The organism is Thalassobacter stenotrophicus (assembly GCF_001458315.1).
Taxonomy (GTDB): Bacteria; Pseudomonadota; Alphaproteobacteria; order Rhodobacterales; family Rhodobacteraceae; genus Thalassobacter; species Thalassobacter stenotrophicus.
Window position 1 is genome coordinate 20,409 of the sequence record NZ_CYRX01000031.1, and the last position, 16,361, is coordinate 36,769.

Annotated in this window: 14 protein-coding genes; 7 read left to right on the forward strand and 7 right to left on the reverse strand. The window is 45.9% G+C overall.

From position 1 onward, the window contains the following. Positions 1-128 precede the first annotated feature (128 nt). The 5 genes from THS5294_RS10795 (at position 129) to THS5294_RS10815 (ending at position 9,703) form a co-directional block, all read left to right on the forward strand. Positions 129-1,673: a class I SAM-dependent DNA methyltransferase gene (locus THS5294_RS10795; RefSeq protein WP_058123768.1), complete on the forward strand. Its 1,545-nt coding sequence runs from the start codon at positions 129-131 to the stop codon at positions 1,671-1,673. Beyond that, entirely contained in the window at positions 1,670-2,971 is a 1,302-nt protein-coding gene (locus tag THS5294_RS10800) for a restriction endonuclease subunit S (protein WP_139278621.1), read from the forward strand. Before THS5294_RS10795 ends, THS5294_RS10800 begins: the two co-directional genes overlap by 4 nt. Further along, on the forward strand, positions 2,971-6,066 hold the full coding sequence (locus THS5294_RS10805; protein WP_058123769.1) for a type I restriction endonuclease subunit R: 3,096 nt from the start codon (positions 2,971-2,973) through the stop codon (positions 6,064-6,066). The genes THS5294_RS10800 and THS5294_RS10805 overlap by 1 nt, the downstream gene beginning before the upstream one ends. A gap of 13 nt (positions 6,067-6,079) precedes the next feature. Then, positions 6,080-6,880 (forward strand): heparin lyase I family protein, encoded by an 801-nt coding sequence (locus THS5294_RS10810; protein ID WP_158508595.1) that lies wholly within the window; start codon positions 6,080-6,082, stop codon positions 6,878-6,880. Positions 6,881-7,000: 120 nt separating this feature from the next. Then, the gene (locus THS5294_RS10815; protein WP_139278623.1) at positions 7,001-9,703 is read left to right on the forward strand and encodes a DNA polymerase; all 2,703 of its coding nucleotides are present in this window, start codon (positions 7,001-7,003) and stop codon (positions 9,701-9,703) included. A 22-nt stretch (positions 9,704-9,725) separates the two neighbouring features. Here the strand turns inward: THS5294_RS10815 and THS5294_RS10820 are convergent, their stop codons facing one another. Continuing rightward, complete coding sequence (locus THS5294_RS10820) at positions 9,726-10,325, reverse strand: tyrosine-type recombinase/integrase (RefSeq protein ID WP_058123771.1); 600 nt, start codon at positions 10,323-10,325, stop codon at positions 9,726-9,728. Between the two features lie 236 nt (positions 10,326-10,561). On the opposite strand from THS5294_RS10820, the gene THS5294_RS10825 reads away from it, so the two are divergent. Further along, positions 10,562-11,089, forward strand: a complete 528-nt coding sequence (locus tag THS5294_RS10825) for a hypothetical protein (protein ID WP_058123772.1) — start codon at positions 10,562-10,564, stop codon at positions 11,087-11,089. Here the strand turns inward: THS5294_RS10825 and THS5294_RS10830 are convergent. After that, complete coding sequence (locus THS5294_RS10830; protein WP_058123773.1) at positions 11,055-11,753, reverse strand: hypothetical protein; 699 nt, start codon at positions 11,751-11,753, stop codon at positions 11,055-11,057. The genes THS5294_RS10825 and THS5294_RS10830 overlap by 35 nt on opposite strands. Positions 11,754-11,849: 96 nt before the next feature. On the opposite strand from THS5294_RS10830, the gene THS5294_RS10835 reads away from it, so the two are divergent. Beyond that, positions 11,850-12,158: a hypothetical protein gene (locus THS5294_RS10835; RefSeq protein WP_058123774.1), complete on the forward strand. Its 309-nt coding sequence runs from the start codon at positions 11,850-11,852 to the stop codon at positions 12,156-12,158. Here the strand turns inward: THS5294_RS10835 and THS5294_RS10840 are convergent, their stop codons facing one another. The 5 genes from THS5294_RS10840 to THS5294_RS10870 form a co-directional block, all read right to left on the reverse strand. Beyond that, a complete protein-coding gene (locus THS5294_RS10840; RefSeq protein ID WP_058123775.1) occupies positions 12,159-12,452 on the reverse strand; it encodes a hypothetical protein in 294 nt (97 codons plus the stop codon). Positions 12,453-12,626: 174 nt separating this feature from the next. Continuing rightward, positions 12,627-12,827 carry a hypothetical protein gene (locus THS5294_RS10850; RefSeq protein WP_038009556.1) on the reverse strand — a complete coding sequence of 67 codons (201 nt, stop codon included), beginning with the start codon at positions 12,825-12,827 and terminating at the stop codon, positions 12,627-12,629. Positions 12,828-13,414: 587 nt separating this feature from the next. Continuing rightward, positions 13,415-13,777, reverse strand: a complete 363-nt coding sequence (locus THS5294_RS10855; RefSeq protein ID WP_058123777.1) for a hypothetical protein — start codon at positions 13,775-13,777, stop codon at positions 13,415-13,417. Between the two features lie 118 nt (positions 13,778-13,895). After that, positions 13,896-15,014: a DUF4268 domain-containing protein gene (locus tag THS5294_RS18075; RefSeq protein WP_072936616.1), complete on the reverse strand. Its 1,119-nt coding sequence runs from the start codon at positions 15,012-15,014 to the stop codon at positions 13,896-13,898. A gap of 3 nt (positions 15,015-15,017) precedes the next feature. After that, on the reverse strand, positions 15,018-16,223 hold the full coding sequence (locus THS5294_RS10870) for a site-specific integrase (RefSeq protein WP_058123780.1): 1,206 nt from the start codon (positions 16,221-16,223) through the stop codon (positions 15,018-15,020). Between the last annotated feature and the right edge of the window lie 138 nt (positions 16,224-16,361).

Genomic DNA, 16,361 nt, shown 5'->3' on the forward strand with positions numbered 1-16,361 from the left:
CCCTTCATTGCTGACGTATCCCAACACTCATCTACTATGATGGGAGCAGAATCAAAAAACCTTGTAATTCTGTCTGCGTCTGCCAACCTATAATAAGGAAAGAAAATGTTTAATTGGCAGCGAGTTAGATGAGCGCAGACTTCAAACAAACACTATGGAAAGCAGCAGACAAGCTGCGGGCACAAATGGATGCTGCTGAGTACAAGCACATCCTCTTGGGGCTTATCTTCCTAAAGTACATTTCAGATACCTTTGTTAAGCAGCAGAACAAGATCCGAGAGATGGTGTCAGACCCTAACTCGGATTACTTCATAAGCGAAGAACCCGCTGAGTACGCAGAAGAGCTGGAAGAGCGAGATTACTACACGCAGGACAACGTTTTCTGGGTACCTCAGGAGGCACGTTGGGAAGCGCTGAGAGCCAAGGCTAAACAGCCCGATATCGGTTCGATGATCGATAACGCCATGTCAGCGATCGAGAACGAGAACAACTCCCTTAGAGGCAAACTAGACAAACGGTTTGGTCGTGCACAGCTGAGTCAAGGCGTACTTGGCGAGTTGATCGACCTGATCTCGACCATTGGCTTCGCTGACAAGTACAACTCGTCCGATCTCCTTGGCGAAGTCTATGAATACTTCCTTGGTCAGTTTGCATCAGCCGAAGGTAAGAAAGGCGGTCAGTTCTACACGCCATCTCACGTGGTGAAGACGCTTGTCGCTGTGTTGTCACCTCATTCAGGGCGGGTCTATGATCCCTGCTGCGGCTCTGGCGGCATGTTTGTTCAGAGCGAAGAGTTCGTCAAAGCACATGGTGGTCGTGTTGATGACATTTCGATCTATGGTCAAGAAAGCAACCCAACCACTTGGCGCTTGGCAGCAATGAACCTAGCAATTCGTGGGTTCTCGGCTGATCTTGGCAAAGAGCCTGCGGATACCTTTGCACGGGACCAATTTCCGGATCTCAAATTCGACTACATCATGGCGAACCCTCCGTTTAACATCTCGGACTGGGGCGGTGAGAAATACGAGGGCGACACACGTTGGAAGTTTGGTCGCCCGCCAATCGGAAATGCCAACTACGCATGGTTACAGCACATGCTGTGGAAGTTGCGTCCGGGCGGTCAGGCAGGGGTCGTTCTTGCCAATGGCTCGATGAGTTCCAACACGGGTGGCGAAGGTCAGATACGAGAGGCAATGGTGCGAGGTGACGTTGTTGAGGTCATGGTCGCATTGCCCGGTCAGTTATTCCTGAACACTCAGATTCCAGTCTGTCTTTGGTTCCTAACCAACGACAAGACTATGAACGGACGAGACCGCAGAGGTGAGACTCTGTTCATTGATGCACGGCAGTTGGGAACCATGGAGACCCGTGTTCTGAAGGTCTTCACGGATGAAGACATTTCAAAGATTCAAGAGACAGTGCAGTCTTGGAAAATAGGTGAAGAATATGAAGACATAGCGGGATTTTGTAAGTCAGCATCTTTGGATGAGATTGAGAAAAGTGGGTTTGTCCTAACGCCCGGACGATATGTAGGTGCTGAGAAACATTTAGACGACTCTCTGTCTTTCAAAGACAAAATAAGTGGACTGTTGAGTGACTTTAAATCTTTGAAAGATGAATCATCACGCTTGGATCACCTGATCTTTGAGCAACTCAAGGTATTCGATCAATGAGTGACGGCGTCATGTTGCCTTTGGGTGCGATTTGCAGAAATGCCTCGAGACGCTTTGTCCCCCCCGAAGACGGAAAAGTCTGGTTTATTAATACTGGCGATGTTGAGGGTGGAAGGTTTACTCACAACGATCTGAGCGATTGGGACGGTCTACCGGGGCAAGCGAAAAAGGCAGTTGTCGAAGGGGATATTCTTTACAGCGAAATTAGACCGGGTAATGGTCGTTATGCATTTGTAGAGCAGCAGTATCCAAATGCGGTTGTGTCCACGAAGTTCATGGTCATTGAGGCGGGCAAATCCATCCTACCCAAGTACCTATACCACGTGATCACGTCACCCGAACTACAAAACGCAATGAAGTTGATCGCAGAATCACGCTCCGGAACGTTCCCCCAGATTACGTTTGACTCTATTGCTCATTTGGAACTGATGGTTCCGTCCAAATCAGAGCAGTTGGCGGTTTCTTCTTTTTTAGATGCCATAGAAGGGCGCATTAGAAATAATCAAAAGATGAACCAAACCCTTGAAGGGATAGCCAAAGCAATCTTCAAGTCATGGTTCGTGAACTTTGATCCTGTGCGAGCAAAGGCAGAGGGTCGCCCCACAGGTCTTCCCCCTGAGATTTGTGATCTGTTTCCTGCTGAATTGGTGGATTCAGAGATGGGGGAGACGCCGAGGGGGTGGGAAGTAAAAACCATTTCTGACCTTGCGGATTGCGTAGGCGGCGCCACCCCATCGACCAAGAACCCCGAGTTCTGGGAAGGTGGTAAACATACATGGACATCCCCCAAAGATTTGTCAGACTCAAAGACTATCCATCTTCTCAAGACAGACAGAAAAATTACCGAGGCAGGTCTGAAGAAAATCTCCTCTGGACTGTTACCCGTTGGAACAGTCCTTCTTTCCTCAAGAGCGCCAGTTGGGTACCTAGCACTAACAACCGAACCCACAGCGATAAACCAAGGTTACATCGCACTTAAACCAAAGAGTAGAATCTCAAATTATTTCTTACTCCACTGGTGCGAAACTAACCTTGATGAAATCAAAAACAGGGCATCTGGCACTACTTTCGCAGAAATTAGCAAGGCAGCGTTTCGCCCCATACCCGCTATCGAACCCAGCAACAGCGCAATGCAGAAATTCCACCAAATTGTATCGCCAATTTACGAGCGGGTATTAGTGGCATCAAAAGAAATGGAAACCCTCGCCGAACTCAGAGACACACTCCTACCCAAACTCATCTCCGGTGAACTCCGCATACCTGATGTTGAGAAGTTCCTTGAAGAGGCGGGTATCTGATGGCGTTGGTATCCGAGGATCTTGTTGAGCAGCAGAGCATCGAGTGGTTCAAAGACCTCGGTTATACCTACGTTTGCGGATACGACATTGCACCAGATGGTGAAACGCCAGAGCGCCATGACTATCGCTCTGTTATTCTCAAAGACCGTCTTCTTTCCGCTCTCACTCGGATCAACCCCGATATCCCAAAATCTGCGATCAACACAGCGCTTGCGCAGCTTGTAAACCCTAACATACCCGCCCTGATGTCCGCCAACAGGCAAGTTCATTCATGGCTGACCAAAGGGGTTAAAGTAACCTTCCATGAAGGCACCCAAGAGGTCGGAAGGCAACTCAAGGTCATTGATGTTGATAACCCAAGCAACAACGACTGGCTGGTCGTCAATCAATTCACGATCCACGGTCAAAAGCAGAATCGCCGACCCGATGTTCTGGTTTTCGTCAATGGTCTGCCGCTGTCGGTGATCGAGCTAAAGAACGTTGCCGACGAAAACGCTGACATCTGGGCAGCCTATAATCAGCTTCAGACTTACAAGACGGATATTCCCGACCTCTTCAACTACAACACATGTATGGTGATCTCAGACGGGATCTTTGCACGGCTTGGCTCGCTCTCAGCCAATGAAGAGCGGTTTATGAACTGGCGCACGATTGACGGCGTAGAGGTTGATCCGCTGGGTAAGCACCGAGAATTGGAAACCCTGATCAAGGGGCTTTTCAACAAGGATGTCTTCCTCAACTACCTTCGGTACTTCTGCCTGTTTGAAGACGACAAGACCGTCATCAAGAAGATTGCAGGATATCACCAGTTCCACGCTGTCCAAGCTGCCGTGGAGAGCGTCGTGAAAGCGTCGTCTTGGGACGGCAACAAAAAGGGTGGCGTTGTCTGGCATACCCAAGGTGCGGGCAAGAGCATTGAAATGGCTTGCCTAGCCGGACGCCTGATTGCCGACCCACGGCTGGAAAACCCGACTCTAGTAATGGTGACAGACCGACAAGATCTGGATGGTCAGCTGTTCGGCGTTTTTGCGGGTGCTGGCGACTTGTTGGGTGAAGCGCCTAAGCAAGCGAATTCACGGTCAGAACTACGAGACCACCTCCGCAACCGACCATCGGGTGGGATAATTTTTACGACGATCCAGAAATTCGGGTTGGACGCTGACGAAGACAAATTTCCGGTCCTGTCTGATCGACACAACGTAGTCGTCATCGCCGACGAAGCACATAGGACGCAATACGGGTTTAAGGCGAAGATCGACGGTGAAACGGGTGTGATCAAATACGGTCTCGCCAAATCACTTCGTGATGCCTTGCCCAATGCCACGTTTCTTGCGTTTACGGGTACACCGATTTCGCAGGATGATCGAGATACACAGGCGGTCTTTGGCAACTATGTGTCGATCTATGACATCCAGCAGGCGGTCGAAGATGGTGCAACGGTTCCAATCTACTATGAGTCCCGGCTTGCGAAGATCAACCTGAACCAAGAAGCGCTACCAACCATCGATGACGAAGTCGAAGACATTCTTGATAGCGAAACGGCAGATGAGCGTGAGAAAGAAAAAGCGAAGTCACAATGGTCCGCACTCGAAGCCATTGTTGGGACAGACGCACGCCTTCAAGAAATAGCTGAAGACCTGATTGCGCACTACGAGACCCGAAGCCAGACCCAACCGGGCAAGGCGATGATTGTCACCATGTCTCGTGACATTTGTGTTCGGCTCTACGACCAGATCATCAAGTTGAAGCCTGATTGGCACTCTGACGACCATATGCAGGGCGCAATTAAGGTAGTGATGACAGCCTCGGCGTCTGACAAGGCGTACCTACAGCCGCACCACACGAACAAAGCGCAGAAGAAGGACTTAGAGAAGCGGTTCAAAAACCCTGACGATCCTCTAAAGCTGGTGATTGTCCGTGACATGTGGCTAACGGGCTTTGATGCCCCCTGCCTTGCAACGATGTATATCGACAAACCAATGCAGGGAGCGAACCTTGCGCAGGCTATTGCCCGAGTAAACCGTGTTTTTAAGGACAAACCCGGTGGCTTGGTCGTCGACTACATTGGGATTGCGCCGCAGCTCAAGGAAGCCCTTGCGACCTACAGCGCCGCCAAGGGCAAGGGGCGTCCAACAATCGATAGCAGCGAGGCTTTGCGGATCTTAAAAGAGAAGATCCAAGTCGCCAGAGACATCCTCCACCCCGTTGATTGGTCCGAATTCCGAACAAAAGCTTTGGCGCTTATCCCTGACTGCATGGATCACGTTCTTGGACAGGAAGACGGCAAGCGCCGATATGCGGATACCGTGCTTCAGATGACCAAGGCTTTTGCTTTGTGTGGCACCCTTGATGAAGCGCTCGAACTATCACCAGAGGTTGCTTTCCATCAAGCTGTACGGGCACCGCTGATCAAAGGTGATAATCCCGACAAGCCTCCTCGGGATGTAAAGTACGAACTACGCCAGTTGGTTTCACAAGCCGTGGTTGGTGAGGGTGTATCCGACATCTTCAAACTTGCGGGCTTGGATAGTCCTGACATTTCTATCCTATCCGAGGATTTCTTGTCGGAAGTCATGAAGATGCCGCACAAGAACCTGGCGGTGGAGCTGCTTCAAAAGCTCATCAAAGACGAGATCAAATCGAAATTTAAAACTAACGTAGTCAAACAGCGAAAGTTCAGTGACCTGCTTCAAGCATCCCTTGGGAAGTATGCTAATAGAGCGATTGAGGCTGCACAGGTGATCGAAGAGCTAATCGCAATGGCGAAGGCGTTCCGAGAGGATCTAGCTCGGCGAGATAGCCACAATCTGAGTGACGAAGAAGAAGCTTTTTATGACGCTTTAGCCAAGAATGAATCTGCACAGCAGGCGATGGGTGAGGAAGTGCTCGTCGAGATGGCACGAGAAGTTGCCAAAAAGCTCAGAGAAAACCTAACAGTTGATTGGGCGGTTCGTGATAGCGTTCGTGCAAAACTCCGCATTGTTATCCGGACACTATTACGAAAGTACAAATATCCACCTGATCAATCGAAAGATGCTGTAAAAATGGTTTTGCGGCAGGCTGAAGTTATTTCAGAGTTCGAAATGGCTTATTAGAATGAAGCAGAAAATGTCTGATACACACGATACAAGTTATATAAAAATTAAAAGAACTCTTACCATCTCGGCTTTAATTTTCATCCTATCCTCACAGAGCACACTAGCTCAATCTTTTCGAGACAAGGACTGGAATGTAAACTTGTGGGCAAATTGCGGCATGCCAAAAAGAGTTAACGGTACGAAACCTGCTCGCATGGTCAAAATTGAAGGTGATAAAAAGCTAATGTTTAGCCTTGAAAAGGGTCAGGTTGGACCCTGCTCAACAGACAATATGGAAAGACATTCTGCTCCATATTGGGAGCGTGCAGAAGTCAGACAGCGAGATCACCTAAAACTGGGTAAGGCTTACAACATTAGTTTCGAAGCAACTTTTATGGAGGGCTTCAAGGGACGTCAGGAGACCTTTTTTCAAATACACGGCTGGAATGGTGATTGTCACGCATACCCGCCTGTTATGATGCATTTTAGTGGTGGTACCCTAAATATCTGGGCACTCAGGGGTGTAGATCAAGAGGCTGGCAAAGAGTGGATGAGCTCGTCGCAAGGAAGCCATCGTTCTGTTCAGAAACGTATTGTTAAAATCAACCAATTGATTGGACGAACGACACTTTTCGAAATCCAATTTGACACCCGTAAAGGCGGTAATTTATCAGTCTATGTAAATGGCGAGCCAGTAGTGGAAAATACATCTGTAGAGTATGCATCATGCGCAAAGCCCCACATGAAAATGGGCATTTACCGTCCGGGTGGCTCTAATAACAAAAAATCAGCAGTTATGTTCGACGATGTAAACGTGAGAGTCATCGAGTAACCAAACAGTTTAATTCAAACGTAAAGGTGATATGTTCACACAATCGACAAGCATATTGCTTAAGTCGTTAAGTAGTAATAGTTTGGTATGGGTAATTAGGAAAAACATTTACGACTCCACATGCGCTTTTCACAGTCACAATTTGATCCAATCCACACAGGACGTGCTGACCCCAGCCGTTACCTAATCATTGGTTTTGACACCGAGTATCAGCGATATACTGACGAAGACACCCGCACCTTAAACAACGAAGTACTCAGCTATCAATACTGCTGTACCGCAATCGAACAGTACGGCGATGATACCTCTGCCCCAGTTTGGTCAGGGCTGTTGAAGCCCAAGGGTCCGAAGGTTGAGGACCGCCTTTCGCTTGAAGAGTTCCTGACATCTGTTTTTGAAGACGGCTGTACCCGCTTCCCTAACCTAAAGATACCAAGCACGATCTACCTTGTCGCCCACTTCACTCGGGCAGATGTGCCAGGCTTTGCTGATTTCAAAGACGAAGCGACCCGATCAGCCCTAAAGCTGGACAATATTCGCAACCTGTTCATGAACGTTGCCAACGACATCAGGTTGGATCTTGGTGATCCAGGCTCAGGTGATCTCATCCCTATCAGCGTTAAGATCCGAGATACGATGACCCTCGCCCCTGCTGGTGCAAAGAGCCTTGCAGCGATTGGTGACATCCTTGGCTTCGAGAAAATCGAGCTTGGCGCAACGCCGCAGGAAGAGCTGTCGATTAAGCAAAACATGAAGTCATTCATGGAGCGAGATTGGAACACGTTCCGAAAATACGCTATCCGAGACGCCGAAATTTGCACCCAATACACCCTCAAAATGATCCGGCTCTATCAGGAGCGCACAGGCAAGTTTCGTATGCCAGTGACGCTGACCTCCATTGGCGTCGACCTGATCCGCCAGTTCTGGAAGGACCAAGGCGTCAACCCGCTTGAGATCGTCGGCAAAGAAGAGATCAAAGAGAAATACTGGAGCAAGCGCTTCGGGCGATACCAGACAAAGAAAAAGGTAACTTACCTCAAGAAGATCCATTGGTCGCTCGACTTTTTCACCGAATGCTACCACGGCGGACGCAACGAGCAATTTTGGTTCGGTCCAGCGTTTGACGGTGTCTGGTATGACTATGACCTGTCCAGCGCCTACCCATCGGCGATGGCATTGATCGGTCGCCCAGATTGGGACAAATGCCGTCCAATTCGTGACACCGAAGAATTGATTAATTTTGGATCAGCCGAGTTGGCGTTTGCTAATGTCGACTTTGAATTCCCTGCTGATGTTGCTTATCCAGTGCTACCAGTCAGAACCGAGAACGGTTTGATCTTCCCTCGCAAGGGCAACAGCACGACCCACGTCAGCGAGATTCTGTTGGCACATCGCCTTGGCGCAAAGATCACTTTGATTGAGGGGCGTTTCATCCCCTCTGGGCGACATGGAAACTTCAAAGAAGGTATCGATCGTCCAATCCGCCCTTTTGATGGGTTTACCCGATACTGTATTGAGCAGCGCAAGAGATTCCCCAAAAAGACGTTGAATAACCTGTTCTGGAAAGAGCTGGTTAACTCGACCTATGGGAAGACGGCACAGGGTCTTCGGGAACGGCGAATTTATGACCTACGGGATCAAGATACCAAGCCTCTTGCAGAAAGCCCGATCACCAATCCAGCCTATGCGGCTTTCATAACGGCATTTTGCCGAGGCGTGCTAGGCGAGATCATGAACGCCCTCCCCCGTGATGTTGCCATTTTTAACGTGACGACGGATGGCTTCTTGACGACGGCGACTGCCGAGCAAATGGCAACAGCATCACAGGGGACATTAGCAAAGTTTTATCGATCATCACGGCGTCTTCTCACAGATGTTCCCGCTGGAGAAGAAGACGTTTACGAAATCAAGCACATCATCAGAAAGCCGCTTGGCTGGCGAACACGGGCTCAAGCCACTCTTGTCCCAAGCGAAATGTTAGACTGGCAAGACACGGGCATTACGCCTAAGGAAGACGAGCGTTATGTGCTTGCCAAAGGCGGTATCAAACTACCTGATCCAGCATCAAAGCCAGCCGAAAACAGTCAAATAATTGATCTGTTCTTCAATCGCCAACCAACAGACACCATGATGATGAAACTAGGTCTCGGTATTCGTGATATGTATGTACTCGGCGCAGACTTCGTGGATCGTGAGATGGAAAAAGTCCTCTCCATGGAATTCGACTGGAAAAGGCGACCAAGCAAGCCTGTCATGGCTGAAGGACAAGGCTACCGACACCTTCAATTTCAGACTGAACCTTGGGAGACCATTGAGCAGTTTCAAAAGACTCGTCAGTTATGGGAGCAATACAATCTGTCGGAGCGGCATTGCCTGAAAACGGTCGAAGATCTGGAAGCCTTCGCCAGTTTTCATGAAAGCAGTTTGAGCACCGAAGGCGATGCCTCGAAATACCTGCGCAAGGATCAGGGCGACCTCAAACGGCTGCGTCAGGAGTTATTAATCGCATGGAAATTGCGCAAGGCTGGCACTCATGATCTGAAGCCACATGCCTTTGGCAGAAAGAGTATTTTCCCTACCTACAGGCTCAAGGCAAAGGAAATGGCGGAAATTCTAAACGACGAGATAGGCGTTCCATGTACAAAAACCGATGTAGATAATGCTGCAAAGAAACCAGTCTTTACGCCCCACCGAGTACCAAGCACACAAGACGTTCGCACGAAACTTACACGTATAAAACGAGACCTGTTTCCAAAGCTCGAAATCGCTGAATTCATTAGTGGCGATGCTGAATTTCTTCTTATAGCCGAAAACAAAATTTAATTTCTAAGATGATATCGAAAGCCTAGATCAGATCCACAATCTTCTGTCTCGCCTCACTATCACCTTCAATATAGCGTTGAGTGACCGCCAGTGAGGCATGCCCTGCCAGCATTTGTACATCACGTAACGACCCACCGACCGTGCTGATTTTACGAGCAGCGTTGGTGATAAATGTTCGTCGTCCACTATGAGATGAGCAGCCCAGTAAACCTACGTCATTGTACCACCTCTTAAACATATTCACGACAGCCTGAGGCGATGTCTGAGCTGACCGTTCCGTAGTAATTACATAGGATTTTTCAAAATCAAACCCTCGACCCTGCTTGGCAACCTCTAACAGCTTCACCAAGTTAAGACGAAGTTGCTTGTTCAAGGGTATAACCCGTCCCGACCGACCCTTGGATGCATTATCTGTCAAATGAATTGCGTTACCGACTTCGCCCTCCGGTGTGAGGACCATCGCCCAGCGAAGGTTGGCGACCTCCTTTGCCCGTAGCCCTGCTCGTACAGACAGCAGAAAAACAGTTTGGTCACGAATACCATGTCGGCGTGTGAGGAGAAATGCAGTCAGTGAATCCACTTGACCCTTAGTCAGAATTTTTGCTTGTTTACCTAGAGCCATTTGGCACCTCTGATGTTGTTATATATCTGATTTATATTAATAAAATCAGTTACATACGGACACCGCAAAGTGCATAAAAAAGTTAGATTCAAATCAATTGGTTAGGGTTACTGGTTATTAAATATCTATTGAATAATCAGTGATGTCAGACAGATCTCATACCAAAGTTCGTCCTAAATTTGGTGCAGTTATCAAAGTATTCTGAATATCTAGAGGTTAATTAAAAGGAGATAGATATGACCTTCCAATATTCAGAAACTACCAAGAAATTAGACTTCGACATCATCATCGAAGATCAGAAAATATATTTTTCAGATTACCCCGATCAACCGATCTTTGAAAAAGGCATTCTTCCTGATGATTTCTGGGATCTTATGGAAATCAATTTTGAAAAATTATTTGATGATCTTCTTTGTAATTCAAAGGTACTCTCGATTTTGTATGGCTTATTAAAAGAAGAAAACGAAACAGAATACTGCTCGGATACAGACATAAATGAAGTTATGGACCGATTTAACGAAATTACTGACCCGAATTTTATAACTCCGGAGGGTATGGAGTCTGCAATCCAACTTGAAGCGCATGGGTTACATATTCAAATTAAAGGTTATGTTCACGAACCATGCTCGCTTGATAAATATTGGGATTACAAACAATCAAATCTATTGAAAGCGTGCTACAACCAAGGCTACGATATCGATCCTATGACCGGAGAGATAATCAATCACATCACAGGCGAGACGCTCCAGGAAAGTGAGATTTAGAAACCGCTTCACAAACTGCATAACCTTTTTTCAAATACCTCCGCACTTGGCGAATTTGTCCTTCGTCATAGCGGAGGTTTCCTTTTTTATCAGGCATTGGATCGATTTGCAGTAAATAAGGCGTCCATTTGGATCTCGGTCGATCTTTTAGGCGATCTACCACCTCTGTGATAAATGCCGTATTAACAGCCGGCTTACCGAGCTCCTGCCAAATTCCATACATGAGCTGTATTTCATAAAGAACCTTACCTCGTATCTCCACGCCTTGCGTAAAACTGTATTTGCCAAACGCCGCACTCAAGGACTTTACGGTCTCAGGATCTTGTCCTTGCTCTATCAGCTTGGCTCTTTGCTTATCTTCAATGAGCGCTTTGACATCTGACACTGACCTGGTTGCAGGCTGATTTAGAGGTATTGCGACGTACATAACGTTGTCAGCAGCCGACACACTTTGCACTTCTTGCACATATGTAGTGCCAAATAGATGTTTGTGCTCTCTCCACCAAGGATCGAACAACTGGTCACGAACGTCGCCCCACTGCTCATAGAACCCGTTTGAAGCAGCAAGACCAGCCTGCAAGTTTGGCTCCTTGTGCGCCATCTTTAGGAACTCGAACCAGAGTCGATACAACTGCTTGTTTGACTTGATTTTTGGCTGCTTCATCAAAATCCTCGGACAAATAAGGACCCTACCTTCGTCCTAACTTATAAACTCTCAACTCGTACAATCAATTTACACAACAATCGAAAGGAAATATCAATGAAACTATCCGACCTTTTAAAATTTGAACGCACACTAAATCGTCTCTCGTATTCTCATGAAATTGTACATTTCAATCGCAAACATTCGTACATGAATGATTTCAACGATGTGCCGTTTCCACACATAAAAAAGATTAAAATAAAAGGTTCACAAGTTTCGACCCAAGTACATGGTTCATGTTGCTCTTGGAAAGAAATATTCCAAATTACAGACGAACTCATTCCAGAGCTTGAAAATCCGAATGAAATTTATCTTGAAGACATAGCATTGGACGGGAATATTCTGTTCGTTAGCCTCGGATCATAATTACTTGAATGTCGCATTTGCTGTCACTTGAGCAGACACAGATCCAATCTGCCGCCGTTGAGCAACCAACCCATCCAATAAGTCAATTAACCCAATAACGACAGCATCGACCTTCTGGTCGGTGCTTTTTGCGTGTACGGCTGCCCTCAATGTCTGCTTGGCTTTGTTGTAAGATCGGACCGCATTATTGCCATGCTTTCGTCCTTGCAGAGCATAGGCAGCGACAGCACCTTTTTTGACAATGGCTTCCTCAAGCTGTTCCTGCTCTATCATAAACGTCTTGAAGCTTTTCATGGCATCCTCAAGATGATGATTGAAACTTGTCCCGACTTAGCTGCCATGGCTTTAGCGGTTTTGGATAATGTATCAGCCATCGATAAATCATAAGGTTCAATCACTTCAATTTGGCTAATCCTGATCTTGTTCAAGTTCCTGATCAGCTCATGTTTGGTCTTCGGCATTGCAAGGCTAGATATCATCGTTACCTCCATCGCCGTAAAACCATCCTACAGGCTCATAAAGATCCTCTTTGGACTGTTTAACAAAGTCTCTTATCATCCTATTCATTTCAGCTGTCATATTGGTCCTTAGCTGATGACAGGTTTCTTCAAATTGCATCTTGAGCCCTGATGGGATCCTGAAATTCATCAGGAATACTTCTTGGTTCATCTTGATCTCCTTGATTAATAAATCATGTAAATATTGAAGTTATTTATAAGAGTTGATTAATCTGTCCCTGCGGGACGAATGATCCTTTGGATCATTCAATCTAATGTTTTTTTAATCATGATTTATTGTGGAATTGTTATTGGACACACTTCACCTTCCGACAGGTGAGGTATGTCCAAAAAGCTTGTGTCTATCGCCTTCGTCCACATCCCATTAGAGCAACCCGATAAGTTCGGGAAAGGGCGGTTAGCCGGTCTCCTTTTATGCTCCGCTTCATGCCAGCGGTATAATCGATCAGCCAATGGGACGACTTAGATCAATCATCGAAGGTTACAGTGTTGCAGCGCCTTCATCGTGACAGAAATATTTAAGCAGCCAATCCGCCTTTGCTGCATAATAATAAAAACTGGGTCCTAACTGAGATTATCCACACCCGGCTCCACTCAAGTTACTCGGTTGCTCAACAGGTTTGACGTCCTCAATGTATGTAATGTCTTTGTCTGACATGTTTATTTATACAAGATACAACCAACCATACAAAAAAAAGGCGGACAAAAGCCCGCCTTTTTTTCAATTTATATTATAATTTATCCAAACATTGCTTCATCAAAGAAATACTGTGCAAAGTTCTTACGATTATCGGCAATGATACTTTGATCGACATAGCTATCGGTTTGCGTAGGGATGATCGGAACTGATTTAGTGTGCCCCAAGAATAGCTCGTGATTGAAGCGAATGATATACTCATTAAACAACCACTCTTTGATCTCAGCATATCGTTTATCTTGATTATCCTTCATATCTTCATACAATCCAGCCGGCATAAATTCTTGATGATCTTCAAGAATTTTTTCAGCACGTGTCTTCAATAAAGACAATACACTTTCAATCATAACACCCACTTGGGATTCAATTTCTCTGATCTCATTGACGATTACTTGATTATTCATTTTATCATTCCTTTTTTTTACTTTCTGATAAAATTAGAATAACTCAAATGAACTCATAAAATTAGGACAACAGTTCTCACAAGTATTACCCCTAAAAAAAACAAGATGATCATGTATCTTACTTCGAACGTTGCGCCTTTTCCCAGTAAGGAAACATTGTTTCATAGAATCTTTCTATTTCGATGGAAAACCACTCAACCCTGGATTTTATAGACTCGGGTTCATCCCAATTGCCAAATTTCTCAAGCTCAGCTTTGGATAATTCAAATTTAATTCTTGATGCCTTCTTTTCATCCAGCCGCTGCCACTCAAGTTCGTTATTAAATGCACTGTTGAGTTCTGAAGAAAATTGATCCATCGCATCGAAAAGTTGTTTGTCGGCATCATTATTAAAATAAAGCTCAACTCTCAGTGCATTTCGCCCAATAACCATTCCAAATCGTCCACGCCCCTTGTTAAAGCCTAAATACCAACGTGGTTGTGCTTTGACGTTATCAAAGTAGTTGATCTGACGCTCTTTAAGTCGAGCCTTTACCATTTTCCAAAAATCTAAAAGATCTGCTTCAGTTTGAGCGACTACGGCGCTTTTGCCTTTGTCTTCCTTATCTTTTTCTCGAATATCAACAATAAATTCACTGATTTCTGGAACCGGTATAATTTGCTCAACCTGCAAAAATATATCATCATCAAGACTGAAAGGTTTTGCTCTGAAGCATTGAACCTGAATATCATGGTCACGAAGCCATAAGACAGTTGATGTAACTTCTTTTCTAAAATTATTAGCAACTAAAATTATTCTTTGATCTTTACGATTTAGAACTAAGGATTCATCATCCTCTGTTTCTAAGAAATCTAGTATTGTTGTTTTTGCACTTACACCTGATGAACTACCATCCAGATAGTCCTGAAAAATTTTCACAATTTGAGAAGTTGATAATGTTGAGCAATATGAGACATATTTAAGTGACTGCCAAACCACATCACGCCCAGTATCATCTAACTTATTTTCAATTATAACGAGGCTACCTTCTTTATCTAAAGCAAGTAAATCTAGGCGTTCGTTAGTTTGACTAAACCCATTAAATTCTTTTTGTAATATGAGGAGGTCTTCGCCCAGAACATCTGGATTTTTGGCAATCCATTCCTGCAAATGCTCTCTCTCACGAAAGCCAAGCTCGGAGAAAGAACATTCTTGAAGTTGAACAATATTATTCAAATTCCGTTTAATCTGATACATAAGTTATTCTCCAAAGCTTTGCAGGTTCTTCGCCATCTCTTTTGATAGCGGTAAGAACCGAGCATAAAAACGTTCGATCTGATCAACAGATGTCCCAGCGTTCTTCGCAAGATTAAAAATGTTCACCTTACCCTCACTGTTAATAATCCTCATACAAATCGCTGTATGGCGCAAGGAGTACAGCGTATGCGTTTTGCCTGTCGGTGTATCGGTCTGAAGCTCGCCGAACCTCAGCACCTCGGTAAATAATCTTTGAACCATTGCTGATGCCGTTGTTCGGTTGGTGTACTGTGGGTAGAAGATATAGTCTTCAGGTTTTGCATTCGGGTAACGCTTCTGAATGCGTTCGTAGACGGACACAGCAGCAGGCATCGTGTTAGCCCCCCTAAAACCAGTCTTGCCATCTCTAACGGTCACAATGAGCCGCTTAGGATCATCAGCAATAGTAACGTCACTGTGCTTGATTGCGTATAGCTCTGAAGAGATAGGTCGGACGAAAGAATGCGTCAGGAATAAGATCATATCATAGAATTCATCGGTTACCGCAAAGCCCCGGACGCTTACGCCCTCTTTCGTTGCTCGCTTCACCGTGGATAGGAGTTTTTGATAGTTATCATCCTCCTTTGCAACCAATGGGTGAAACCTAAAGAATGGTCGTGGGTTGTCCTTTGTTTTCACCCTTGGTGTTTGCGGGACAACGTCGATCACGCCTTCATCTCTGGCGATCTTCATCACATTCCTAAACGCTGCCATCAGAGTGTTCTTAGTCGAAGCAGCTAAGTCAGTCCGTCGCTTAGTCAGATCGGCAACATATTCTTGGTAAGTATGGGTCCGGATCTGCCTTACATCACGATCGCCAAAAAAGCGGACCAAGCCCCAATCTTCATTCTGGACCGCCCAATGCAATGCTTTGATGTAGCCTTGGCTACGTTCACCCGTCTGAGACTGAAGCCTCGACCTGTGCAGCAGCTTGAGAGCAAAATGGCTAAAGGTGTATTCACGCTCAACGGGCTTTTCGGACTTCAACAATGATAGAGCAAGTTCCTGTGCTACCTCCCTCGCCCGTATAACCGTGTCTTCACCAGTTGACTTAACCAGGTATTTCTTGGTCTTCTTATCCCAAACACGAACATACCACTTGGCTGAACGCTCAACACGATAAAGGGATAAGCCTTTGTAAAGCTTGATAGCTGAAGGTGCTTTAGACATTATTAAAAGCCAAAATCAAAGTTATATACCCTACCTATAAACTATATCCTAAGCCATTGACATTATTAAACACCAAGATACCTGTTAATCAATTGGTCGTAGGTTCGATCCCTACCGCCGGAGCCATAAAATAATCGC